The sequence below is a fragment of the Terasakiella sediminum genome, assembly GCF_033100395.1.
Classification (GTDB): domain Bacteria; phylum Pseudomonadota; class Alphaproteobacteria; order Rhodospirillales; family Terasakiellaceae; genus Terasakiella.
Genome location: NZ_JAWLVJ010000005.1, coordinates 159,032 through 180,910 on the forward strand (window position 1 = coordinate 159,032; position 21,879 = coordinate 180,910).

Genomic DNA, 21,879 nt, shown 5'->3' on the forward strand with positions numbered 1-21,879 from the left:
TCTTCCTTGTTGAGGTAGAAAGGGAAGAATTTCAGTGCGCGCTGTCGGGAGAAGGTACATGTTAGCCTCAGAATAAAAATTGGAATATTGAGGCTAGCATACATAAGGTAAACAACAAGTGAAAAGAGGAAGATGTTTGCTGAAGCTGGTATGGCTCAGGAAATAATATCTACGACAGTCCCTTTTTGAGTGTTGTTTCCACTCAAATTATCTGCAAGTGCCTGTGCATTGGCTTGGGATACCTCAAAAGCAATGGACAGGTATTTCAGGAAATTCGCGTGATCATCGCGTAATTTCTCAATCTCATTGATGACGTCAGTTTGTGCGGCGAGTTGCTCTGCATTGATTTGAATGCTGATGCTGGACAGTTTGCCTTGTACTTCATTTGAGATTTTGTAGGCGGTGTCCAAGTTAATATCCAGAACACTGATGGAAATATTCAGGCTGGTTTGAAGCTCTGAAATTGCGGTGGTTCTGGCATCACTATCAGCATAATCCGCGTAATTTAAGAGACCCGAGCCATTTTCGCGATAGCTATACAAACCATCCTTTACATTCATGCCTGCAGCAGAGCCATCGACATCTTTCAGGTAGTTTGTCATCAGCTCGTCAATTTCAGCTTTTGCTGCATTGAAGGCTGTTTCGTCAGAATTGGAATTGGCAGTCGTCAGAAGGTCAATTTGTGCTGAGATATCTTTAACAACATCTTTGTTGTGTTGTGTATCGTTCCCAAATTTACCAACAGCTGCAAGTGCGCGGGTGAGTTTGTTCTGTTCAACCTGAAGAAAGGCATCAACTTTGTTGATGTCTTGACTTTGAAGGTCTTCGACTTTTACAGAAAGTTGATCAAGCAGCGCGTTTTGCAACATGTTGAACTGAAGTTCAAATGTCGGGCGTGAGGCCGCAAGTTGTACTGCGGAAAACGAATCTGCGAAGTTGCCTCCGCTTAGAATGCTGCTCATATTGCTCACCGTAACTTCTGTTGTGTAAATGCTATTCTAGCATCTTTCAGGCTATCACAGTTTCATGGAAACGTAAAGGTTTCTGCAATCGAGGGCCGCTTGGAAAAGGTTAGCCCTTTCCGGTGAACGAGTTGACGTCAATTCCAGCTGATTTCAGAACGTTTTCTTCATGTTCGATCAGGGCGTGTGCTTCTTTTAGCGCTTTGTAAATCTGATCTTTTTCAACCAGTTCCTTGATCTTTTGCACGATCTTCAGAGAACTGGGCGTAGCTTTCAGAAAGTCGGCGAGATACCGGTCAAAAGCTTCAAGGAATTCTTGTTCCTTGTCTTTGAAAATATATGCCCCTTGTAAAGAGAAATAAACACGCGCGGCAGGTGTGCGCGCATCTTCCTGCTGCATGATTTCTTTGCCGCGCAAAATTGCAGCTTCATTGTGCACAATGATTTTAGAGTTCGGGCTGGCCATTTCAATGACAGCCCCATTGATGATCATGCGGTCTCCATGCTTGAGATCAATCGTAAGGGGCATGTGGAAACTCCATTCTTTGTTTGTGCAAAATTGCTGGGATGGTAAAGGGTCTTAAATGAAAGAACAAGGATTGTGGCTGGTTAAACTCGGTTTTTTTCGTGCCACTGGCCATTAATATGCATTAATTCGGGTTTTTTTCTTATCACTTCCATAATTTCAGAGGTGTTTGCCGTCAAAGGGGCTTTAAGATACTTTGCAACTGCTCTGAAAAAATCGAGATCTTCGGGGTAGTCTAGTGTCCAGCGTAGATTGTTTTGGCCTTCTACCGGATTTTGATAGTTACCAATTGTAACTTCTGAATGCGTGCGGATAAAAGGCATGACGTGTTCACGCTGCTGACTGTTTTGTGCCTCTTGATGGGCCTTTTCCAGCCAGGACATTGAGGTTACTTCGCAGTCAAATCCATGCGGCCAGGTAGGTGGGTGGTTATTGCACACAAACTCGTAGCCCCCTTGCAGATATAATGACAGTGTTTTGCTGACGACTTCAGGGTCGAGAAATGGACAATCGCTTGTGACACGCACGATAACACGACTGTCCAGCTTTTTTGCAGCCTTGTAGTAGCGAGCAAGAACATCATCTTCCGGGCCGCGAACGACTTTGACGCCCATGCGTTCGGCTTCTTGTGCCACAGGGTCATTTTCGGCGCTTTCAGGGACAGCGCAACATACCTGTGTAATCCCGCTGACGTTCATGCACCGGGTCAGGTTATATTTAAGGGCGCTATGACCTTCTATTTCTTTCAGGACTTTGCCAGGCAGGCGATTGGACCCCAGCCGCGCCTGTACAATAAGGGTAATGTTCATGGAACTGTGCAGGAAAATCAGGTTTTGGGTTCTGCGAGCATTTGCTCAAGGCGTTCATTGTTCAGCCAGTCATCATTTATATTACTGGCGTAGCGGAAGCCCTTATCTACTTTTTCAGCATTTTCATGCAGTGAGCCAACATCATCTTTGCGCCAATAAACATATGTTGGTTCAATAACGTAACGGTCACCAATATCATACGTGCTTGTTGCATCATCTTCTGAAATCATCATTTCATGCAATTTTTCACCCGGGCGAATGCCAATGACTTTCTGGGGCAGGTCGGGTGCCAGGTATTTTGCCATATCAACAACAGACATGCTGGACATTTTAGGGACAAAGATTTCACCGCCCTTCATGAAACGAAGGTTGGAAATGACAAAATCGACACCTTGTTGCAAGGTGACCCAAAAGCGGGTCATTTCCGGGTCGGTGATGGGAAGAAATTCTGCGCCATCGTCAATGAGCTTTTTAAAGAAAGGTACAACGCTGCCGCGGGAGCCTACGACATTGCCATATCGTACGACAGAAAATTTGGTCCCGTTTGATCCAGACAGGTTATTTGCTGCAACGAAAATTTTGTCCGCAGCAAGTTTGCTTGCACCATATAGGTTGATTGGGTTTACCGCCTTGTCGGTTGAAAGGGCGATGACTTGGGGGACGTTATTATCAATCGCTGCACTAACGACATTTTCAGCGCCATTCACATTGGTGCGAATACATTCACTTGGATTATATTCAGCAACAGGGACATGTTTTAAGGCTGCGGCATGAACGACAATATCAATATTGCGCATTGCCATACGTAAACGTTCTTCGTCTCGGACGTCACCAATGAAATAGCGTAAACAGGGGTATTCTGATGTTGAGAACTTTTGTTGCATTTCGAACTGTTTAAGTTCATCGCGTGAGAAAATCACAAGGCGCTTGACTTTGAAACGTTCAAGAATGGTTTTTACGAACCGTTGTCCAAAAGAACCAGTTCCTCCTGTGACAAGAATTGATTTGCCATCAAGGTTCACGTTCAGGTCGTAGTATTTGGAAAGCCACACGGTTCTTTCTCCTTATCAAAGCGGATTTCTTTTTCTCGTATCAAAAATATAATCGGTTTTAGTGTCTGGCAAGCATTACTGAACAGTTTATCTGTTGAAATCACTTATTTTGCGGCATTTATCATTTGACACGATTCGTTGTATCATTCAGAATCCGCGCTAAGGATTTATGAATGGGAGGAACGCTGAAATGGCGGACACAAATTTCGAAGAATTGAGTGTACAGGAAAAAGATGCATTTGGTCTTTCGCGCGCGGCTGTAGAATTGGATAAAGCACGCCAGGATAAAGGAAATCAGGCTGGGTTGGCTAATGCTCTGAACCATAATTTGGAGTTGTGGGTCGCTATTCGCACGTTTGTTTCCAAAGAAGAGAATAATGTTCCGGCGGATGTTCGTGAAAACCTTTTGAAGTTGGGCCAATATGTCGCTGAAGTTACCTTTAAAAGTGCAGACGGTATCAGTGATCAGGACGTGTCTTCTCTTGTGAATATTAATTTGCAAATATCTGAAGGGCTTCTTGAAGGTGCTGGCAAGTAACCGTTACAAGTTATATAAAAAAGGGGAAGCTGAGCTTCCCCTTTTTTTGTGTCTTTGAGTAGGGAAGAAAGAATGGATCTTGTGTTTCGTTGTGCCAAATTGGAAGACAGCCGTTTGCTGTGGGAATGGCGAAATGATCCTGTCACCCGGCAATCTAGCCGCAACCAGGATATTGTGCCATGGGAGAGCCATCAAAAATGGTTTGCGCAAAGTTTGTTGAGTACGACCCGTCGTATCTACCTGTGTCAAAAGGGTAGTCAAGCTGTCGGTATGGTTCGTTTTGACAAACTACCGGGTGAGGCTTACGAAATCAGCGTGAATATAGCACCAGAGATGCGTGGCCGGGGGATTGGGGCTGAAGTCATTCGTCAAGGAACTCATTTTTTTGTGGGAAGTCAGTTAAATGCCGAAGAAGCTGAAATCAGGGCTGTTGTAAATGAACAAAACCCGGCTTCTCAAAAAGCATTTAAGAAGGCCGGGTTTCAGATAAAAGATCAGGCGCTTGAGGGCTGGATCACCCTGGTCTGTGCCAGAACTGATTAAAGGTAATTGTTCAGCGACAATTCCTGGAAGCGCGAGAATACCTGATAAGAGGCTTCCAGGGTACGCGATTGGTCCTGCATTGTCGTGATTGCCTCCAGAAGATCGACGTCTTCGATGTCTGAGATATTCTTTTCCAGAAAACCGACAAATCTTTCATGTGCGTCATTTGCACTGCTGACACGGACTTGCATAAAGCCAAGATCAAAGGCAATTTGTTCAAAGCTTCCTGTTTGTTCCGTCCCAAAAGGCGGTGTGCCGGAAGTCGGGAAGGACAAAGCATCTTCCAGCAGGTAATTGGCATCATCCAGACGATCTGTATTCTGATCGAGTCCGCCTGCGGTCCCATAAACACCTTGTGCAATAATGCTCATGGCACGAATGGCTTTTTCGATGGCAGGATCAATGGCATTGAAATCAAGGTCAATAGCCCGGTCTTCATTCAGGCGATGTTCTACATCTTGATCGTTACCTTGATACCAACTGGTCGATTTTACTTCCCAGTTGCTTGTATAGGCCTGCAGTGTAATGACGGTGCCGTCGTTAGAGGCAACTGTGAAGGATTTGTCATTTTCACCACCGTTTGATCCGGCAAGGGTGATGACATCACCCACGGCGATACCGGCTAAAGAGCCGCCTGTTGCAGCGGTAATTGTTCTGGCCGTATCGTTGATGGTTAAGCCACCCGTTGCACCAGACAGATATGTTGTTCCGTCACTGTTGGTAATATTAATGGCTTCAGGTGCCGCACCTGTTTGCGCAACAAGGGAGGCAACGCCTTCATCTTCAAAACGTTTTGTATCCAGTGTGATGACACCAGTTGCTGTGTTCACCGACGCAACTGTGAATGTTTTGTCATTTTCACCACCGCCACCACTGCCTGATACGGTAATCACATCGCCAGCAGCAAAGTTTGAAACACTGGCTGGTGTTGCTGCGGTCAATGTATCGGCTGCGCCTGAAGCACCAACGCCAAAAGTAATGCCGCCTGTTACACCCCATTCAATTGCAGTACCGTCACCTTTTGTGATTGTAACCTGTTCGGGTTGCGCATTGGTCGGGGTGACCAACTGGCTGGACTTGATTGTAATCTGTGAAGAACTATCAACAGATTGAACTGTATAGGTCCCGTTGTTACTGGCGGAATTGCTGATGGTGATGGTTGAGCCTGCTTTCAAATTCGTAAAGCTTTGGGTTGAACCCGTACCATTGCCTAGCGTAAGTGTGCTTGTCCCGGTGGTGTCATTTCTGTCAAAGACAAGCCAGTCTGTTGTCGCAGAAATGCCCGTGCCACTGTTATTGAGGGTAAAGTCTTGCAGGTGCGCATCCCTTGTGGTCGGGTAAGTTACTTTCTGACCGTCATAGGTACTTTGAAAGTTACTGAGAGACGTAATGTTCAAATTCACGGGTTGTGTGGTTGTTTTGGTACCTGAAAACAGATATTGCCCATCAATTTCAAGATTAAGGTAAGATTGAATGTCTTTCAGGCTTGAAATTGCCCATTTTTGCAGTTCTTCAGTCGCGTCTTCAGCTGGTGGGGACGCAAGATTGCTCTTGTAGGCTTGCAGGCGTCTCTGAAATTCCTTGACGCTACTTTCAACGGCTTCAATGGAAGAAGCAGCTGAATTTAATCGAAGTTCAGCCGTTTCATTGTTTTGAACATAACGATTGGCCAGTGTCGCGCTGACTTCCAGACTCAATAATCGGCTGGATTGAGAGACAATACCCGAATAAACTTGGGATTTCTTTTCACTCGTGACCTGGACTTGCGAATCAACAAGGCGCTGCTGTGTTCTTGTCATTTGTTCGACAAGAAGTCTTTGAGTAGAGAGATCAGTAATACGTGTCATTTATAAATCTCCTTAACTTGCAGCACGATCAAGGACATCAAACATTTCGTTGATGACACTGATGACGCGGGCACTTGCAGCGTAAGCTTGCTCAAATAATACCAGTTGTGCAAGCTCTTCGTCCAGGTTTACGCCCTTAAAAGTATCTGATTTGTTTTTAAGGCTATTGACCAATACCTCTTGTGTCTCTTTGTCTTGCTGGTTATTCGCAGAAAGTGTGGCGCTGCTGGAGACAATATCAATGGAATAATCGACAATGCTTTTCGACCCCACGATGAAGCTGCCAGCGGCTTCGAAAGAGTTGGGATTTGAAAAGGCATCGGCAAGTCCGACAGCATTGGAATTATCCGATGCGGCGGTATAAAATTCCCCGCCTGCAATACCGAGTGTAGAGTCAAATTGAATACGCTGAGAGGCAATGTTGCCGGGCGTTTGCTGCAATGTTGTGCGCACAGAAATTTCCTGCGCCAAGCCAATATTTGATTCCTGCATGCCGAGATCAGAAAGCAGTGTACCACCAGCGACCTCTGATAAGATCAGTTCTTTGCCGCTTGAATGCGTAATGCGCAAACGTTCCCCAGAACCTTCCGGTACGACGACAGCTTCCAGCAAACCGTTCAATGTGGAATCATTGTTAATTTGTGTTGCAAGTTCTTCCAGTGTCAAACCCGCCTGAACTGTCAGGCCCGCACCACCATGTTTGTCGTTGCCCGTACCAACCCCACTGTCTTCATCATAGATATACAGTGTCGTTGCAGAAGTTGTCGTTGTTGTCGGTACAACAGCAGATTCATAGGTGTCACGTACCTGTCCATCAACAAAGAAGTCATTGAGGCCCATGAAATTTGAGAAGCCAGAAAATGTTTCTGTTTTTTGGTTGTATCCACCCGCGCCGTTATTGGCGCCAGTCGCGTCAAAGGTAATGCTGGCATCCTGATGTGTTAAGCCTAAATCACCAACGGACTGACCTGCAGATGTGTCTGCCACTTCGTCTCGAAAACCAAGGTACAAGCTGCTGTTGGATAAAGTAATGTTTACAAAGCCATGCGTCGTTTGACTGAATGAAATCGTCGCCTGCGCACCTTCAGCATCAAGCCAAGCTTCCATCCGGGTGTTGAGTTCGGTAATACTGATAATGTTTGTGCCGTTGTTACCGTCTGCACTGTAGTTGACCGTATCTCCAAGTGTTGTGTCCTGGAACAGGGCGGACAATGTTGTTGTTGCCTGTTGTTCACCATCGCTGTTGAACAGGACAAGGCGGGTATCATTATTTGCGGCAAGCTCGAACGTTTGATCGGCAGGGTCGGCAAAATACATTTGCCCTTCGAAAGTTTGATGCCCGGGGAACGCCATCCCCATATTGTGCGCCTGGTTGACGACATTTTTCATTTCTTCGGAAAGTTCGTCCAGCGCGCGTTGAAAGTCATTCAGGGAACCATCACGTAAATCCACCAGGCCTTTCATTTTGCCGCCCAGCAAATCATTCGTAATGTCGTAGCTACCGACCAAAATACCTGTAAAACCACCTTGTGCATGGGAAATTGTTGGGCCGGATGCAGCAGCACGGGTATGCGAAATTGTTTGTGCATCTGAATCAACAAGGACAGTCCCGCCTCGTGTGAAGACAGCGACTTCCCCGTTGGTGCGTTCAAAATACTGAATGTCCACAAGTTGCGACAATTCATCTAAAGCAAGGTCTCGTCTGTCTTTCAGGTCGGATACATCATTTGAGACAGCCTGATTGCGGATAATTTTATCATTCATGTCTGCAATAGATGCAATCAATTCATTGGCATCATTTGCAGCTTGAGCCAAATCGACGTCAGCCTGTAGTCGCAGGTCCTGAATCTCAGATGCAATGTCGGTCAACTTGTCAGTCGTGTTTAAAGCCCAACGAATGACTTCAGCTTTATTGAGAGAGCTGTCTGGTGTCGTGGATAGGGTTTCAATTGAGGCAACGAGCTCGGAGATGGTGTGACTGATGGAGGTGTTATCAGCGGGAGATCCAAAAAGTTCTTCCATACGTTGATAGTAGCTGTCTTTGGCCTCATACTGATAGAGTTGTGCATTTTCTTCACGGACGTCTCGCATCAGTCCTTCATCGACTGTGCGTTGAACTTCGGAGATCTGAACACCAGCACCACTGCCGTCTACTACCCGTGTCTCCAGGTTTACGATCTTACGGGAGTAGCCCACAGTATTCGCATTGGCGACGTTTTCAGAAACCGTCCCCAGCGCAGACTGCATTGCAAGCAATCCGTCTTTAGCGGTGTGAAGTGCAAGTGTAATGTTACCAGCCATTTTAGACCTCCGGACTCTCTTCTAGAGTTCTTGGTTAAGTGAAACAGGGGCAGTGAGACCTACTTGAGGCCCGCTGTGCCCATTGTTTGCGTATGTGCCGCTGTGTGGTGTATGAGTTTTTGCTGCTTCTGCAACGCGTTTCATAAAGCGACGGTTTGAATCCATTGCGATTTTCAGAAGACGACCATTTTCGTCCAGAAGTATGTTCATTTCTTCGCCGAGTTCCCGCAATGACGCCAGTGTATCCTCGTCAATTTCTTTCAATTGATCAGGGTTGCGTTGCAGGGATTTCATGTGACGTTCATAGAAAAGACTTAGTTGTGTCTTTTCTTCCAGCCGATCTTTAACCTGAGCGCCTTCGTTTTTGCGAAGGGCATCATTCTCTTTCGTGAGAATTTCGATCATGCGCTCGCAGATGAAAATCAGATCATTTACGCGTTCTTCATGTTGCATGATTACAGTCCTTCCTGTGCGCGGAGCAATTGTTTCTGTACTTCGTCGGCCAACCCAATACCGCCTGATTTTGAAAGCGATTTACCGTATTCAGTCACAAGCATGGATTGCCACATTTTTTCAGCATGACCGCCGCTGAACGGTTCTTCGGCTTCGATGCCTTCAAACATGGGCTGCAGCATCTGGCTTAAGAACTGGGCTTCAAACTCTTCAGCTGTTTCGCGGATTTTGCGTTTCTGCATGGCTTCGGTAAATGACGGGTCTGTCATTTGTTTGGCCGTCAGGGCAGCAAAATTGTTCTGGCCGTTCTGGTTTTGACTAGCAGACAGTTTTGTCTGTGACTGGGCCTGTTGATAGAGCATCTGGCCCTGGCTCATGATACTAAGGTCGCTCATCACATCACCTCGATTTTTGCTTGAAGGGCACCGGCGGATTTAATCGCCTGCAAGATGGTGATCAGATCACGTGGGCCAATACCCAGTGCGTTCAGACCGTTGACCAGTTCCTGCAGGGAAACACCGTCATCCAGAACGGTCAGTTTGTTATCGCCACCTTCATCAATGTCGGCAGTGGTGCGATCCACAGTTTCAGTTGTACCTGCTTCGGCAAAGGGGCCGGGCTGGGAAACCTGTTTGGCTTCGGTGATGCGGATGGTCAGGTTGCCTTGTGCAATCGCAACTGTGCTGATGCGGACATCTTCACCCATCACGATGGTGCCTGTGGTTTCATCAATCACCACACGGGCCATTTGATCCGGTTCGACACGTAATTGTTCAATATCTGTCAGCAGATTGACCACATTGCCTTCATAGCTGTCCGGGATGTCCAGCTGGACAGTACCAGGATCAGTCGGGCGTGAGGCGTTGGTGCCAAGGAAAGCGTTGATGGCTTGTGAAATGCGGCGTGCTGTTGTGAAATCCGGGTTACGCAGAGATACTTTAACATCATCCATTTCTGCCATTTCAAAGGCGAGTTCACGTTCGATGATTGCGCCGTTTGCGATACGACCAGATGTGGGAACACCTTTGGTTACAGTCTCGGCATTCCCGGCAGCAGTAAAACCACCGACAGCCAGTTGGCCCTGGGCAACGGCATAAACTTCACCGTCCGCACCGATCAGCGGGGTGACAAGCAGTGTACCGCCAAGGAGGCTATCTGCATCACCCAATGCGCTGACAGTGACATCAATGCGTGAGCCTTGACGTGCAAATGGTTTCAAGGCAGCTGTTACCATCACTGCGGCAACGTTATCACTGTCCAGTCCATCTTCGGTTGGTTTCACACCCAGACGTTCCAGCATGGACAGCAAGCTTTGTTTGGTGAAGTGACCATCTGCAAGCCCGTCGCCTGTGCCGTTTAGGCCGACAACGAGGCCGTAGCCGACAAGCATGTTGTCGCGCACACCTTCAAAGGTCACGATATCTTTGATACGAGAAGAAGCATTTGCTTCTGTAGCACTTAACAAAAGACCAAAGGCGATCAGGAGGCCAAGGCCTGCCTTGATGCTGATGTCTTTCGCGCTCTTAAGCGCCTCGTTGGTTCTCTTTATGACGGCAGTCATTTGTTTTCTCATCTGTTAGCCGTTTAAAAATAGGTGGCTTTCTTTGAAGCCGATATTTGTTAGTAGTTATTAAGCAAGGACAATGCCAAAAAATGAAATTAATAAAAGCGTTTAAATACAAAGGTTTAAATAATATGAGCGAAGCGGATTTGAACCGCCGTCCGGTCTTTCTTGCCTCTGCGGCAAAATGTGCCGGGCAAGAAAAAAGGGATGCCATATAGATGGTATCCCTTTCCTCTAAATACAGTGTTAACTTGACCTGGAATTTTTAGGCTTTGAGATCGCGTGCGACCTCCGTCATTTCATCCACGGTCTTGATGACGGTGGAGGCGGTGTTGTAGGCATTCTGGGTGACGATCATCTTGGTGAATTCATCTTCCAGATTAACGTTGGAAATTTCACGCGCATTGGCAACAAAGACGCCTGCGCCTTGTCCGCTGGCTGTTCGAACGACCATTTCGCCAGCATTCGGATCGTATTTATAGACATTACCGTTGACGGGATCCAAGGCATCTGGATTGGTAAAGGTTGCCAGCGGAAGCTTGTAGATCGGACGCTGTGTCGCATCAGAAAAGCGTCCGATCATTTCTCCATCCTGATTGAAGGAAAAACTGGTGAGACGGGCGTCTGATCGACCATTATAGTCGTAACTGACTTCGGCAATTTGACCAGACGCATAGTTGGTGATTTTGGAAATATCCAATGCGAATGATGGGCCACCTGTATCGGCAATATTTACGGATAGGGGGGATGCGAGGGTCCCGTCACCGTTAAAGGTCAGTTGCAGGCGGTTTGGTGTTGTATCTGAATCAATAGCTATCGCCGTGCCATTTGAATCGAATACTTCCATTGTCCAATTGTTGTCAATTTGTTGAGATTTTACCCCGTCAATGGTTGTGCCGGTAACGGTGATACCTGTACCCGCAACTTGGGTTATGGATGACGTATCAAGTGTGAATGTTGCTCCGTCAGTGGCGGTTGTGGCAACCGTCAGAGATGTTGGTGATACGATTGCCCCGGTTGCTGGGTCAAAGGTGACGGTCTCTGAATTTAACTGGGTGGAACCTTCCAAAACGCGCAGCGTCCATGTATTCGTCGCCGTCGCGACGGGTGTTTTTGTCCATTCCAGCGTGACATCCTGCTCAAAGCCTTGTGTGTTGTACAGAGTTATGTCTTGAGTGTACATGGCATTGTCAGCCGCACCTGAATCGACATTCCAGTTCGGCGTAACGGTGTTGGTTTGGTTTCCCAGAATATAATTGGTGAACTTCAATTGATAACTCTGGAGATCGCCATTGGAATCATAGGCTTTGATAAACGTAGATTCATTGTAGTTAGGCGCAGAATCAGAAGGCAGGTTGATGCCAAGCTCAGCCGTTGTCGTAGCCTCACCATTTGTGGTGAATGCTTCAGGGTCAATCCGCAAGGATTGCAGGCTGCCAGCATCGGTCGGAAAAGTTTCGCCATCGGCATTTACAGGCCAGCCCTGAACGTAATAGCCGTTTTTGTCCACCAGATAGCCTTCACGAGATGTGACGGTATTTCCACCGACTGTGATCGTGATTTCGTCACCCAATGCCTGTTCCATCATCCCGTCACGGCCATAATAGCTTGTGCCGCTGCCGTCAATTTCGGAATTTAACATGAAAAAACCAGACCCATTGATGGCAACATCATAGTTGCTGTCACTTGCAAGGATACCACCTTGTTGACTGATTAAGGAGCGCGAAACCGCCCTTACCCCGCCAATATCACGGTTGTGATCATAGGTCTGGGCAAGCATCGTCGAGAAATTCGTCTCTGTTCGCTTGTAACCGCCGGTGTTCAGGTTGGCCACGTTCAAACCGATGACTTCAAGCTTTTTGCTCTGTGCCATCATGGCCCCGACGGCAGGTGCGAATTGTCCTAGTAAACTCATCGCATTACCTCGTTGGTTAAAGTTAACACTGTGGGTACAATGACCCGCAATTATTTAAGCAACGTTTGTGCCACATTTTAAGTTATTGAAATTAATGGGTTTTGATTGTTGTGTGGTGGGTTGGGGACTGGGTAAAACTGGAGTTGTGGAAAAAAATACCGAGTTATTTTTGCAGGGTCGCAAGGAAATTTACAATCGGAGTACTGATTGACCTGAATGTATGAGTGTTTTCATATGTTGTTGTTGTTTCTTCAATCATGTTTTGCGCGTCATCTGGTGTTTCAAGCAGATGGTTTATGTGTTTAATGATTTTACTGTCGTCAAGGTCAAGCATATGCACATTGGGGGAATAGTGAACGTTCATCACGCTATTAAACTGTGAAGCTACCAAGCTTTTATTGGCCATTGCGTAATAGGGCCGGAAAATTACAGCTTCATCCATAATGTTGTCTGACAGAGAAATCTTGCTGTCTTTCATGACCTCAATGGATTGCTGATAGTTGATTGGTTCATGAAAGGTGGCGTGGGGGTTTAGTTTGCGAAATCTATCGCTGAAGGTACCGTAATAGTGGATGTCTTTGATACGCAACTTGCTGAACAGTTGCATACGGCGTTTGGTTCGAACACGATGATCTATTGATTTGATGAAGGCAGCTCCCCAATCTGTATCAAGCTGAAAGGGAAGCTCAATAGATTGGAGGAAATTTTTGCCAGCTTTGTAGAGGTCTGACTTGTGAAAAAGTAGATTTTCTTCCAGTTGTTGAATGCCTTTAATGAAGTGATTGTCAGTGATGCCGATCGTTTGTGCAAATTCTTTGGTGCTGAGGAGGTCGTCCACACGCCCTATAAAGCTGGCATTCTGGCTTCTGTCCTTAAAGGCAGGCGCACGATGATCAACATTGGACCCACCATGGGGGAACAGGATAATGTTGGCGGGTGCGACACCATAGTCAAGCAAGATTTCTTTGTGACTTTCTGCCATGACGGCATGATAAAAATTTTTATAATTTTGAAAATTTTTGATGACATATGGCAAAACACTGGCCGGATGATCCAAATAGATGCCGATAACAGGGCATTCCACGACATCAAGGAATTGAGTGTCTCCGGCTGTCATATAAGGCATAAAGTTAAAAGTAATAATGCTTTTTGGAGATTTTTGTTTTTGGCTGGCATATGAGATTAAATCATTGCCAATCTTAGTGAAAGGGGCTGCTGCGATGGCTTTTTCGTTGTGGTGCTGCAGACCTTCGCATATATCTTCGGCTACAATTTGCCAATATGTTCTGTTATCATTTTGAACATTGTCATTTCCATATTTGGCCATTTGGGTCATGAAAAAGTTTAATTTGTTAAAGTCAATTTCCATATTAAAATACTTTAGCCTGTACCTGTTGATTTTATATTGTACAGTTGGTGCAGCACTGAACAAGCGTGTTCATGCATAATAAAGTACTGGAGGAAAAATGAAAATATCAAACGTCGGGCCGACTAAACAGCTTTCGTCCAGTGCAAAAAAGTCAAAAGCACAGGGAAGCGGTAACTTCGCTTCGCATCTGGGGAAATCTTCCGGGTCAGAAGGCCATACGGAAATAATGGAAACGCCGCCTGTGGCTTCCATGGATTCTATCCTGGCACTTCAGGAAGTTGGTGATAGCACCGAAGAAGAACATCGCCGCGCCCTTTATCAGCGCGGGGAAGATATTCTGGATCGCTTGAGCGAGATCCAACGTGAGATTTTAAGTGGGGCCATTTCGGTTGAACGCTTGCAAAATCTTGCTCACCTGTTGCGCAGCCGTCGTCAGACGGTGGATGACCCGCGTCTGGCCCAGATTATTGACGAGATTGAACTGCGCGCGGAGGTGGAAATTGCAAAATGGGGACGTTCCCAGAAATAGAAATCAGGTATGATTTTTCATACTTCTATTAATTCTGGGCAATAAACTTGCCCAAAACTGTCGAAAACCTCTTGCGAATATAGACGACACTCCTTATATTGCGGCGCAATTTAAAAGGGCTGGCCTTGCGTAAAGGAATAGTGGGGATGAACGTCACATTGGCGCATGATTACAAACCTTCCGATAGCGAAGAGTTTATGAACGATCAGATGCAGGAATATTTCCGCCAGAAATTGTTGGCTTGGAAAGATGAACTGATCCGTGAATCAAACGAAACACTTGAACACCTGCAACACGAAAATAACCAGGCACCGGACTTGGCAGACCGCGCATCTATGGAAACAGATCGTGCGCTTGAACTGCGTACCCGTGATCGCGCCCGCAAGCTGATCAACAAGATCGACGCGGCGCTGGAACGTATTGATGAAGGGACATACGGTTACTGCGAAGAAACGGAAGAACCAATCGGCATCCGTCGTCTGGAAGCCCGTCCAATTGCGACGCTGAGTATCGAAGCTCAGGAACGTCACGAACGTCTGGAAAAAACCCACCGTGATGACTAAGCAAGGCTTGGGCGACGACTGATCGGGTTTAAACGGAATTTTAGAAAAGCGGTGACTGAAAGGTTGCCGCTTTTTTTGTTCTGTGTATCTTTGTTTTAAAATTGGATCACGTTGAAGGAATTTTAAGCCCATGGCGATTAAACCCTATGCAAGACCGGATGTGCGCGAAAGCGATATTGATGCCCTGTGTGATGTGCTGCGCAGCCAGTTTCTGACGACAGGTCCCAAGGTGCCGGAACTGGAAGAACGGTTTTTGGCCTTGGTTCAGAGTCAAGAGGCCGTGGCTTGCAGTAATGGCACCACGGCGCTGCATCTTGCGTCGCTTGCGATTGGGTTGAAGCCAGGGGACAAAGTGATCGTTCCTGCCCTGACATTTCTGGCCACTGCAAATGCAGTGCGCATGTGTGGCGCAGATGTGGTTTTTTGTGATGTGGATCCAGAGACCGGGATCATGCGTCTGGATGATTTAAAGGGTGCGGAAAAAAGTGCCGGGGGTCCCATCAAGGCGGTCTTCCCGGTACATATCGGCGGACATTGCGCGGATATGAAAGCGATCTCGGATTATGCCCGCAAAAAAAGCTGGTTGATCGTTGAAGATGCCTGTCACGCGCTGGGAGGGACCAATCATGGGCATCCGGTTGGTGCGTGTGGTTATAGTGATCTGGCCTGCTTTTCCCTTCATGCGACCAAGAGCTTTACGGCCTGTGAGGGTGGGGTGGTGACCACTAATAATCCTGATTATGCAGAGCGGATGCGCACCCTTCGAAATCATGGGATGCAACGTGACCCACAGGCAGGCCCCTGGGCTTATGAGATGAATGAACTTGGCTATAACTATCGCCTGACTGATGTGCAGGCTGCCCTTGGCATTTGTCAGATTGATCGCATGAAAGAAGTTGAGATCAGGCGCGGTGAAATCGTTGCGCAATATCGTACGGCGCTGGACGGTGTTTCAGACTGCCTCACATCCGTTCCCCCTACAGGTAATGGTGATCCGCTTTTGCATCTGTTTCAGGTGCTGATTGAATATGACCAACTGGGAAAAAGCCGCGCTCAGGTCATGAAAGAACTCATGGATCGTGGTGTAGGGACGCAGGTGCATTATATTCCTGTTGCCAACCAGCCTTATTATGTCGGTCTTTATGGGAAGTCAGATGTGAAAGGGGCGGACCGTTTTTATGAACGGGTTCTGGCCCTGCCCCTCTATTCCAGCCTGACAGATGAAGATGTCGCTGAAGTGATCCGTGCGGTTAAAGAAGTGGTTGCTTGATTTTTAAGGCTTCCACTTTGTTATCCATCATATAGGGCATGTAGAGCGTATCGCCATGGTTTGCGATATCGGCCAGGCCCGGCTTGAAGGTTGCGATCTTTTTAAAGGGCTGGCCTGGCGTGACGACAAACAGGTCGCCCGTGATCCAGTCGTTGATCAGGAATTGATCGCCCATTGCAACCACCCCATCCAGATTGCCCATATGTTCGGCGCCTTTCACAAGGGTGATTTCTTTGCTGGTGAGATTGACTTTGTAAAGGGAGCCGGGTGTCTTGGTGGAAAAGTCATCCTGCATGTCGGTGCCCCAAGTCGCAATATAAAGGTCGTTGCCCTTGACCAGCAGGCCGTTGGGGTGCTGGATTTGATCGGATGCAAGCCAAAGCGACAGGCCTTTTTCTGTGACTTCATAGATGCCATGACCAACCATATCGCTGATGAACACGCGTCCGTTATCTGTCGCGCTTAGGTCATTGAGGAATTTAGCGTTCGGTTCTTTGTGGGTTTTCACAATTTCACCGGTGGCAATTTCGATGACATGAATTTTATCAATGTCACTGACATAGAGCTTGTCTTTGGCAATCGCCATTCCTTTGGGCGCGTCCATACCTGTGGCCCATTTCTGCATCACAATTTTGCCGTCTGCTGAAAGTTTGGAGATGTAGCCCTTGGCATTCTTTTCAGCAGGGCTTCCCGCGATATTGCTGACGAACAGGTGATTACTGCCTTTATGAAAAATGACTGATTCAGGTTGTTCGAAACCTTGTTCGCTCCAGATCTCATTATCGGCGGCTACCGGGTTTGCAAAAAACAGAAAACCAGCCAGCAGGGAAAGTTTGAGGGGGGATTTGTTAAGCATGTTTGTCTCCTTTAAAACTGAAAGAAGAATATTTATTTGATGCTTGAATTCATCTATAAATAAAAGAGTATTGTTTTTTGATACGTAATTGCCGAGGAAAGTATTATGCACCCGTCATCCAGGGGTATTGTCTTTGATAAAGTCCGCAAAGCCATGAAAGCGCGAGGGGTAAAATATAAGGATTTGGCCGCAGCCCTTGAGGTATCGGAGCCGACCATTAAACGGCTGTTTCAGGATAAGGATTGCAAGCTCAGTCGCCTGATCGAGATTTGCCATTTCCTGAAACTTTCCATTGATGATATTCTATCAACAGAAATGCGGCCTGAACCACGTGCGGAATTTTTACCTGCTGCGGTGGAACGTCAACTGGCGGAAAATGATTCGCTCTTTGCCGTCTTGATCCTGTTGATGGATCGCTATTCACTGGAAGAAATTGCCCGTCAGTATGGGGTCAGCGAAGCCTCGATCTTTCGATATGCCCGCGATTTGGAAAGGCTGAATTTAGTCGAGATACTGGAAAACAATCATGTGCGTCTGTTGATGCATCTGCCGTTAAAATGGTTGCCCAATGGTCCCTTGATTGAACAGATCAAAAAGACCAATCAGGCGTATCTTGGCTGGGTCATGAGCCGCACGGACCAGGACGATGCCTGCTTCCTTTCACTTGCCCGTCAGATGTTGCCGGAAACTGCGCAGGTTCTGCAAAAAGAGTTACAGCAACTCCATGAAAAATTTATTGAGCTGGCACGACAGGATCGATTGCTGCACGCAGAACATGAACTGACCAGCCATAAATGGACAGCGGCCATGTCACGCGTAAATTTTGGGGAGATTTTGAAGGTGGAAGAATATCGCCGCTAGACGACCTCTTTTACCTTGGTCATAAAGTCGGCCAGGGCATGGCGCAGCACATCGGCATGTTCCGGCAGATCATTGGCGGAATTTGCGACCTGTTCGCCTGATTTATCCGCATCCAACGCACATTCTGACAAGACATGAATGTCTGCCTTTGTGGCTTCCATCCCCGTTGCAGCTTCGGCCACACTGCGGCTGATTTCCCCGGTCGCAGCACCCTGTTGTTCAACGGCAGCTGCGATGGAGGACGAACTGTCGCTCAGGTTCGCAATGGTTCCGGTAATATCTTTTATGGACGCACTTGCCTGAAGGGTGACCTGCTGGATTGATGCTATTTTACGTTCAATCTCTTCGGTTGCTTTTGTTGTCTGGCTGGCAAGATTTTTTACTTCGCCTGCCACAACGGCAAATCCTTTACCTGCATCACCCGCACGGGCGGCCTCAATCGTCGCGTTTAGCGCCAGCATATTGGTTTTGGTAGCAATATCCGTGATCATTTGCACGAATTCGGTGATCTCGTTGGAGGCCTTGGTCAACGATTCAATATGCTGATTGGCAAGCTGGCTTTGTTCCACTGCCTGATTGTTGATTTGTAAGGATCGATGGGTTTGGGAGCTGATTTCCGAAATCGATGCATTCAGTTCTTCCGTTGCAGATGCGACGGTATTCACATTGCCTGCTGTCTGTTCAGCAACTGCTGAAACCTGGGATGCTTTTTCAGAGGTGTCGGTAGAAAGGGCAGACATCTTATGGGCCTGGGTATTTAAATCTCTGGCCGCATCTTCGACCGCGACAACCACGTTTGAAACCGTTTCATTAAAATGATCAACCACTCCGCCAAACGCATGGACACGGTCTTCCATGCTTTGGGTGGCTTCGTTGATAATGCTGGCGGCAACCCCAAACGCACCCGTCATGCCTTTTTGATTGATGCGGCGGTAATATTCATTATCGCGCACACATTCCAGCGAGGCCGTTGTTTCACGCACATAGGCATCGGTACGGTCAATCAGGCGGTTGATGGCTTTGGCCAGGAGTTGCAGATCGGCATTTGTAGGCATGTCGGTGATGCGCTGTTCAAAATCCCCATCAGCGACAGCTTCACAGACATCGACAAACATGGCGATGGTTTTGTTCTTCCCCGAGTTTGAAAACATGTTACGCCGCCATCCGATCCAGAGTAAGAACGAAATGATGGTAACTTGGTGAATGAACCGAAACCACATCATTCAAATATTTCACTGCATCCTGCATGCCGGCTTTGGCGTTGTTTGCAGCTGCTTCAATACGGTTCAGTTCTTCATAAATCGGAATGATCTGGTTGTTCAGAATGGTGCGCTCCGGCACCCGGCGATTGGAATGATAGCCAATGATTTCGCCCTGTTCATTCAGCGATGGCGTTACATGTGCCAAAACCCAGTAATAGCCTCCTGATTTGGTCTTGTTGACCACATAGGCAAAAATTTCATTCTTGGACTGAATTGTTTCCCACAACAATTGGAAAACTGTGCGTGGCATAAAGTCATGGCGGATCAGGTTATGGGGTTTCCCCATGATTTCATCCAATGAATATCCCGACACATCAACAAACACATCATTGGCGTAGGTAATGCGACCTTTCAGGTCTGTTTTGCTGACGATGAGTTCATTCTCACCAAAAAATACTTCTTCGCTATTTTTAAACATTGGCTGCACCCCAATCTTTTTTTGCACTGCAGCAATTATAACAGCGTTTACATATATAAGTATTCACCTATTTAGGTGATGTTCTATAAAAGATTATAAGTATCTGTTTTAAAGTATTTATTTTTTAGCCCTGTAGGTGCTTTAAATCTAATGGTTGTTAATTTTCAAAGTTACACAAGCTTGAAATAATTGTGACCACAGGTTTTATTGCGAATCTATTCTTGATTGATTTGGTGCTATCAAGGTCAGAAAAGCGTTTAAACAAAAAAACACCCTACCTATAAAATTTATAAGTAGGGCATGAGTTTCCTAGTGTCTTAGAGCGATAAGAGCTAGGGCATTAAAGCGTGTTCGTTGGGAAACTCTCTGGCGAGGCCTCCCGGTTGAGGGAGGCTAAGCCAGAGCTTCACGAAAACTTAGAAGGGTGAGAGGATGTCGAGAACTTGCATACCCCAACGTGGTTGTTGCAGTTCACTGACGTTACCGCGACCACCATAGGTTACGCGCATCTCAGCAATCTTTGTGTGATCAATCGTGTTGGAAGAGGAAATATCTTCGCGGCGAATGATCCCGGTAATGTTCAGTTCACGTAATTCGTAGTTCACCAGGGTTTCCTGGCGCCCGTTAATAACAAGGTTACCGTTGGGCAGAATTTGAGTGATGATGGCAGCGACTGTTAAGCTGATGGTTTCTGAACGGTCAATCTTTCCTTCGCCTTTGGTGGTGTGATCCGTATCCAGGCTGACGGTTGATGTATTGACGACGTTACCGGAGACGATCTTGCCAAGGCCTGCTTCAAAGCCAAACAGGTTTGTCAGGTTTCCATCTTCTGTATCGTCACGGGTACGCTGTGTGGTGTTGGAAATGGCAGCGCTGTCTCCAATGGAGATGCTGACCGTCAGAATGTCACCAATTTCGTTGGCGCGGTTATCTTTGAAGAAAGCGCGTGCGCCATTACGCCACAATGAATTCGGGTTGATATGGGCCACTTGCGGGGCTGGCATGGGCATATTGACGGGCTGGTAATCCGGACGTTTGGTCGGATTGACAATTTCTGTTGTTTGCGGGCCGTCACCCACCTGTGACAGGCGGGTAAAGAGGCCGCAGGCCGACAGGCTGGACATCATCAGGACAATGCCTGAAATCCGGAGAATTTGTTTTGTACGTAACATTATTCCATCTCCTAACTGGTTTGCTCTAAGATTAACAACTTGCGTGATTTTTAATTATTGAAGGCAAGTTGTGCTGTGTTACTGCCGCCAATCGGCAAAACAGTAACCATGGAGGCGCCAACGACCACCGCTTCGACTGTGCGGCTTGTATTGGTGTTGGTGATACGAATGGTTTCTCCATCCGCACCGTCTTGAAGGGCGCGCCCTTGCGAGGTCAGCATCAGGCCTGGTTTTTTCAGGAAGATGGTCACCAGCTTGCCTTTTTCGACAAGTACAGGACGTTGGATGTCAGCTGCGCGGATTGGTTTTTCCGGACGCAGGTGACGTTTTGGCGACATGCCGATCAGGCTGTGTACATCGGTAATGATGTCACGCTGTGTGCGATCCGCACGCAGTTGAACCCATTGGATATCGTTTTCTGCAATGACTTCGCCTTTTGCCATACGTCGCGCAAGGGTCGGTACGTCAATCATTTTATGGATCTGACCTGTGACACGAACACGCTGGTTCGGTGTCATGTTTCTTTCACCTACCGCAACGATAGCGGCAAAGCGCATGGAGCGACGGTTGAAGGTCACATCTTCAATGGTGACTTCGGGCATGATCTCGCTTGGCACATGGATGCGCAGATTACGATTACTCAGTTCGATTTTGGCATTCTGCGGCAGGTCATGTTCCAGCAGAGAGGCCATCAGTGCGTCCTGAATTTCATCACGGTTAATTGTGATACTGTCGCGGGTAACCATGGTGCGCAAATCTGCAGAAAGGGGACGCCACTGCAAGCCATAAGCACGCGCCACACGGAACAACCAGCGTGCATCGAAAGACGCTTTGCGACCGGGTTTCGGGGCGTAGGCAACTGCCGTGTCGGCTTTGTCCTGTGGCGCATTGGTGAAGAGATCGCCAAGGCGGATGTAAGAACCGGATACCACGATGTTTTCGCGAAGTGAAACCGGACCTGTGTCGCCAGAAACAAGCTCTTCCTGTGCAGAGCCAGCGGCCAATGAATTGGAGGCCACCAACAGCAGGGAAAGTAATCCGGCAAAATAAAGAATGCGTTTCATAGCTC

Annotated in this window: 22 protein-coding genes; 6 read left to right on the forward strand and 16 right to left on the reverse strand. The window is 47.2% G+C overall.

All coding sequences use genetic code 11. The features are described 5' to 3' along the window. Positions 1-155 precede the first annotated feature (155 nt). From RYZ26_RS05540 to pseB, 4 genes are all read right to left on the reverse strand, one after another. Positions 156-962, reverse strand: a complete 807-nt coding sequence (locus tag RYZ26_RS05540; RefSeq protein WP_317682167.1) for a hypothetical protein — start codon at positions 960-962, stop codon at positions 156-158. A gap of 109 nt (positions 963-1,071) precedes the next feature. After that, a complete protein-coding gene (locus RYZ26_RS05545) occupies positions 1,072-1,491 on the reverse strand; it encodes a flagellar biosynthesis repressor FlbT (RefSeq protein WP_317682168.1) in 420 nt (139 codons plus the stop codon). 80 nt (positions 1,492-1,571) lie between these two features. Then, positions 1,572-2,297, reverse strand: coding sequence for a glycosyltransferase family protein (locus RYZ26_RS05550; protein WP_317682169.1), 726 nt, complete (start codon positions 2,295-2,297; stop codon positions 1,572-1,574). A gap of 17 nt (positions 2,298-2,314) precedes the next feature. Beyond that, the gene (gene pseB, locus RYZ26_RS05555; protein ID WP_317682170.1) at positions 2,315-3,349 is read right to left on the reverse strand and encodes a UDP-N-acetylglucosamine 4,6-dehydratase (inverting); all 1,035 of its coding nucleotides are present in this window, start codon (positions 3,347-3,349) and stop codon (positions 2,315-2,317) included. 190 nt (positions 3,350-3,539) lie between these two features. On the opposite strand from pseB, the gene RYZ26_RS05560 reads away from it, so the two are divergent. Then, positions 3,540-3,887, forward strand: a complete 348-nt coding sequence (locus tag RYZ26_RS05560) for a flagellar biosynthesis regulator FlaF (protein WP_317682171.1) — start codon at positions 3,540-3,542, stop codon at positions 3,885-3,887. Positions 3,888-3,959: 72 nt separating this feature from the next. Further along, positions 3,960-4,430, forward strand: coding sequence for a GNAT family N-acetyltransferase (locus RYZ26_RS05565; protein ID WP_317682172.1), 471 nt, complete (start codon positions 3,960-3,962; stop codon positions 4,428-4,430). Here RYZ26_RS05565 and RYZ26_RS05570 read toward each other — a convergent pair. From RYZ26_RS05570 to RYZ26_RS05600, 7 genes are all read right to left on the reverse strand, one after another. Continuing rightward, positions 4,427-6,277 (reverse strand): flagellin, encoded by a 1,851-nt coding sequence (locus tag RYZ26_RS05570; protein ID WP_317682173.1) that lies wholly within the window; start codon positions 6,275-6,277, stop codon positions 4,427-4,429. The genes RYZ26_RS05565 and RYZ26_RS05570 overlap by 4 nt on opposite strands. Before the next feature lie 12 nt (positions 6,278-6,289). Further along, on the reverse strand, positions 6,290-8,578 hold the full coding sequence (gene flgK, locus RYZ26_RS05575) for a flagellar hook-associated protein FlgK (RefSeq protein ID WP_317682174.1): 2,289 nt from the start codon (positions 8,576-8,578) through the stop codon (positions 6,290-6,292). Between the two features lie 21 nt (positions 8,579-8,599). After that, on the reverse strand, positions 8,600-9,031 hold the full coding sequence (locus RYZ26_RS05580) for a hypothetical protein (RefSeq protein WP_317682175.1): 432 nt from the start codon (positions 9,029-9,031) through the stop codon (positions 8,600-8,602). Between the two features lie 2 nt (positions 9,032-9,033). Further along, positions 9,034-9,426, reverse strand: a complete 393-nt coding sequence (locus tag RYZ26_RS05585) for a rod-binding protein (RefSeq protein WP_317682176.1) — start codon at positions 9,424-9,426, stop codon at positions 9,034-9,036. Beyond that, positions 9,426-10,592: a flagellar basal body P-ring protein FlgI gene (locus RYZ26_RS05590; RefSeq protein ID WP_317682177.1), complete on the reverse strand. Its 1,167-nt coding sequence runs from the start codon at positions 10,590-10,592 to the stop codon at positions 9,426-9,428. The genes RYZ26_RS05585 and RYZ26_RS05590 overlap by 1 nt, the downstream gene beginning before the upstream one ends. Before the next feature lie 268 nt (positions 10,593-10,860). Continuing rightward, positions 10,861-12,510 (reverse strand): flagellar hook protein FlgE, encoded by a 1,650-nt coding sequence (locus RYZ26_RS05595; protein WP_317682178.1) that lies wholly within the window; start codon positions 12,508-12,510, stop codon positions 10,861-10,863. Between the two features lie 163 nt (positions 12,511-12,673). Next, positions 12,674-13,879: a glycosyltransferase family protein gene (locus RYZ26_RS05600; RefSeq protein ID WP_317682179.1), complete on the reverse strand. Its 1,206-nt coding sequence runs from the start codon at positions 13,877-13,879 to the stop codon at positions 12,674-12,676. Positions 13,880-13,976: 97 nt separating this feature from the next. On the opposite strand from RYZ26_RS05600, the gene RYZ26_RS05605 reads away from it, so the two are divergent. The 3 genes from RYZ26_RS05605 (at position 13,977) to RYZ26_RS05615 (ending at position 16,241) form a co-directional block, all read left to right on the forward strand. After that, positions 13,977-14,408 carry a flagellar assembly protein FliX gene (locus tag RYZ26_RS05605; protein WP_317682181.1) on the forward strand — a complete coding sequence of 144 codons (432 nt, stop codon included), beginning with the start codon at positions 13,977-13,979 and terminating at the stop codon, positions 14,406-14,408. 146 nt (positions 14,409-14,554) lie between these two features. After that, a complete protein-coding gene (dksA, locus tag RYZ26_RS05610; RefSeq protein WP_317682219.1) occupies positions 14,555-14,971 on the forward strand; it encodes an RNA polymerase-binding protein DksA in 417 nt (138 codons plus the stop codon). Positions 14,972-15,101: 130 nt separating this feature from the next. Beyond that, the gene (locus RYZ26_RS05615) at positions 15,102-16,241 is read left to right on the forward strand and encodes an aminotransferase class I/II-fold pyridoxal phosphate-dependent enzyme (RefSeq protein ID WP_317682182.1); all 1,140 of its coding nucleotides are present in this window, start codon (positions 15,102-15,104) and stop codon (positions 16,239-16,241) included. On the opposite strand, the gene RYZ26_RS05620 is transcribed toward RYZ26_RS05615, so the two are convergent. Then, entirely contained in the window at positions 16,222-17,097 is an 876-nt protein-coding gene (locus RYZ26_RS05620; protein WP_317682184.1) for an SMP-30/gluconolactonase/LRE family protein, read from the reverse strand. The genes RYZ26_RS05615 and RYZ26_RS05620 overlap by 20 nt on opposite strands. A gap of 105 nt (positions 17,098-17,202) precedes the next feature. Here RYZ26_RS05620 and RYZ26_RS05625 point away from each other — a divergent pair, with 105 nt between their 5' ends. Then, positions 17,203-17,958 carry a helix-turn-helix domain-containing protein gene (locus tag RYZ26_RS05625; RefSeq protein ID WP_317682186.1) on the forward strand — a complete coding sequence of 252 codons (756 nt, stop codon included), beginning with the start codon at positions 17,203-17,205 and terminating at the stop codon, positions 17,956-17,958. On the opposite strand, the gene RYZ26_RS05630 is transcribed toward RYZ26_RS05625, so the two are convergent. From RYZ26_RS05630 to flgA, 4 genes are all read right to left on the reverse strand, one after another. Further along, a complete protein-coding gene (locus RYZ26_RS05630; protein WP_317682187.1) occupies positions 17,955-19,109 on the reverse strand; it encodes a methyl-accepting chemotaxis protein in 1,155 nt (384 codons plus the stop codon). The genes RYZ26_RS05625 and RYZ26_RS05630 overlap by 4 nt on opposite strands. A gap of 1 nt (position 19,110) precedes the next feature. Next, complete coding sequence (locus tag RYZ26_RS05635; RefSeq protein WP_317682188.1) at positions 19,111-19,638, reverse strand: PAS domain-containing protein; 528 nt, start codon at positions 19,636-19,638, stop codon at positions 19,111-19,113. A gap of 416 nt (positions 19,639-20,054) precedes the next feature. Further along, a complete protein-coding gene (gene flgH, locus RYZ26_RS05640) occupies positions 20,055-20,810 on the reverse strand; it encodes a flagellar basal body L-ring protein FlgH (RefSeq protein ID WP_317682189.1) in 756 nt (251 codons plus the stop codon). A 50-nt stretch (positions 20,811-20,860) separates the two neighbouring features. Next, positions 20,861-21,874 (reverse strand): flagellar basal body P-ring formation chaperone FlgA, encoded by a 1,014-nt coding sequence (gene flgA, locus RYZ26_RS05645; protein ID WP_317682190.1) that lies wholly within the window; start codon positions 21,872-21,874, stop codon positions 20,861-20,863. Positions 21,875-21,879 lie beyond the last annotated feature (5 nt).

Excerpts from the sequence above, each read along its gene's own strand:
- RYZ26_RS05540 (WP_317682167.1), bottom strand. The coding sequence starts at position 962 with ATGAGCAGCATTCTAAGCGGAGGCAACTTCGCAGATTCGTTTTCCGCA.
- RYZ26_RS05545 (WP_317682168.1), bottom strand. The coding sequence starts at position 1,491 with ATGCCCCTTACGATTGATCTCAAGCATGGAGACCGCATGATCATCAAT.
- RYZ26_RS05550 (WP_317682169.1), bottom strand. The coding sequence starts at position 2,297 with ATGAACATTACCCTTATTGTACAGGCGCGGCTGGGGTCCAATCGCCTG.
- RYZ26_RS05560 (WP_317682171.1), top strand. The coding sequence starts at position 3,540 with ATGGCGGACACAAATTTCGAAGAATTGAGTGTACAGGAAAAAGATGCA.
- RYZ26_RS05565 (WP_317682172.1), top strand. The coding sequence starts at position 3,960 with ATGGATCTTGTGTTTCGTTGTGCCAAATTGGAAGACAGCCGTTTGCTG.
- RYZ26_RS05570 (WP_317682173.1), bottom strand. The coding sequence starts at position 6,277 with ATGACACGTATTACTGATCTCTCTACTCAAAGACTTCTTGTCGAACAA.
- flgK (WP_317682174.1), bottom strand. The coding sequence starts at position 8,578 with ATGGCTGGTAACATTACACTTGCACTTCACACCGCTAAAGACGGATTG.
- RYZ26_RS05580 (WP_317682175.1), bottom strand. The coding sequence starts at position 9,031 with ATGCAACATGAAGAACGCGTAAATGATCTGATTTTCATCTGCGAGCGC.
- RYZ26_RS05585 (WP_317682176.1), bottom strand. The coding sequence starts at position 9,426 with ATGAGCGACCTTAGTATCATGAGCCAGGGCCAGATGCTCTATCAACAG.
- RYZ26_RS05590 (WP_317682177.1), bottom strand. The coding sequence starts at position 10,592 with ATGACTGCCGTCATAAAGAGAACCAACGAGGCGCTTAAGAGCGCGAAA.
- RYZ26_RS05595 (WP_317682178.1), bottom strand. The coding sequence starts at position 12,510 with ATGAGTTTACTAGGACAATTCGCACCTGCCGTCGGGGCCATGATGGCA.
- RYZ26_RS05600 (WP_317682179.1), bottom strand. The coding sequence starts at position 13,879 with ATGGAAATTGACTTTAACAAATTAAACTTTTTCATGACCCAAATGGCC.
- RYZ26_RS05605 (WP_317682181.1), top strand. The coding sequence starts at position 13,977 with ATGAAAATATCAAACGTCGGGCCGACTAAACAGCTTTCGTCCAGTGCA.
- dksA (WP_317682219.1), top strand. The coding sequence starts at position 14,555 with ATGAACGTCACATTGGCGCATGATTACAAACCTTCCGATAGCGAAGAG.
- RYZ26_RS05615 (WP_317682182.1), top strand. The coding sequence starts at position 15,102 with ATGGCGATTAAACCCTATGCAAGACCGGATGTGCGCGAAAGCGATATT.
- RYZ26_RS05620 (WP_317682184.1), bottom strand. The coding sequence starts at position 17,097 with ATGCTTAACAAATCCCCCCTCAAACTTTCCCTGCTGGCTGGTTTTCTG.
- RYZ26_RS05625 (WP_317682186.1), top strand. The coding sequence starts at position 17,203 with ATGCACCCGTCATCCAGGGGTATTGTCTTTGATAAAGTCCGCAAAGCC.
- RYZ26_RS05630 (WP_317682187.1), bottom strand. The coding sequence starts at position 19,109 with ATGTTTTCAAACTCGGGGAAGAACAAAACCATCGCCATGTTTGTCGAT.
- RYZ26_RS05635 (WP_317682188.1), bottom strand. The coding sequence starts at position 19,638 with ATGTTTAAAAATAGCGAAGAAGTATTTTTTGGTGAGAATGAACTCATC.
- flgH (WP_317682189.1), bottom strand. The coding sequence starts at position 20,810 with ATGTTACGTACAAAACAAATTCTCCGGATTTCAGGCATTGTCCTGATG.
- flgA (WP_317682190.1), bottom strand. The coding sequence starts at position 21,874 with ATGAAACGCATTCTTTATTTTGCCGGATTACTTTCCCTGCTGTTGGTG.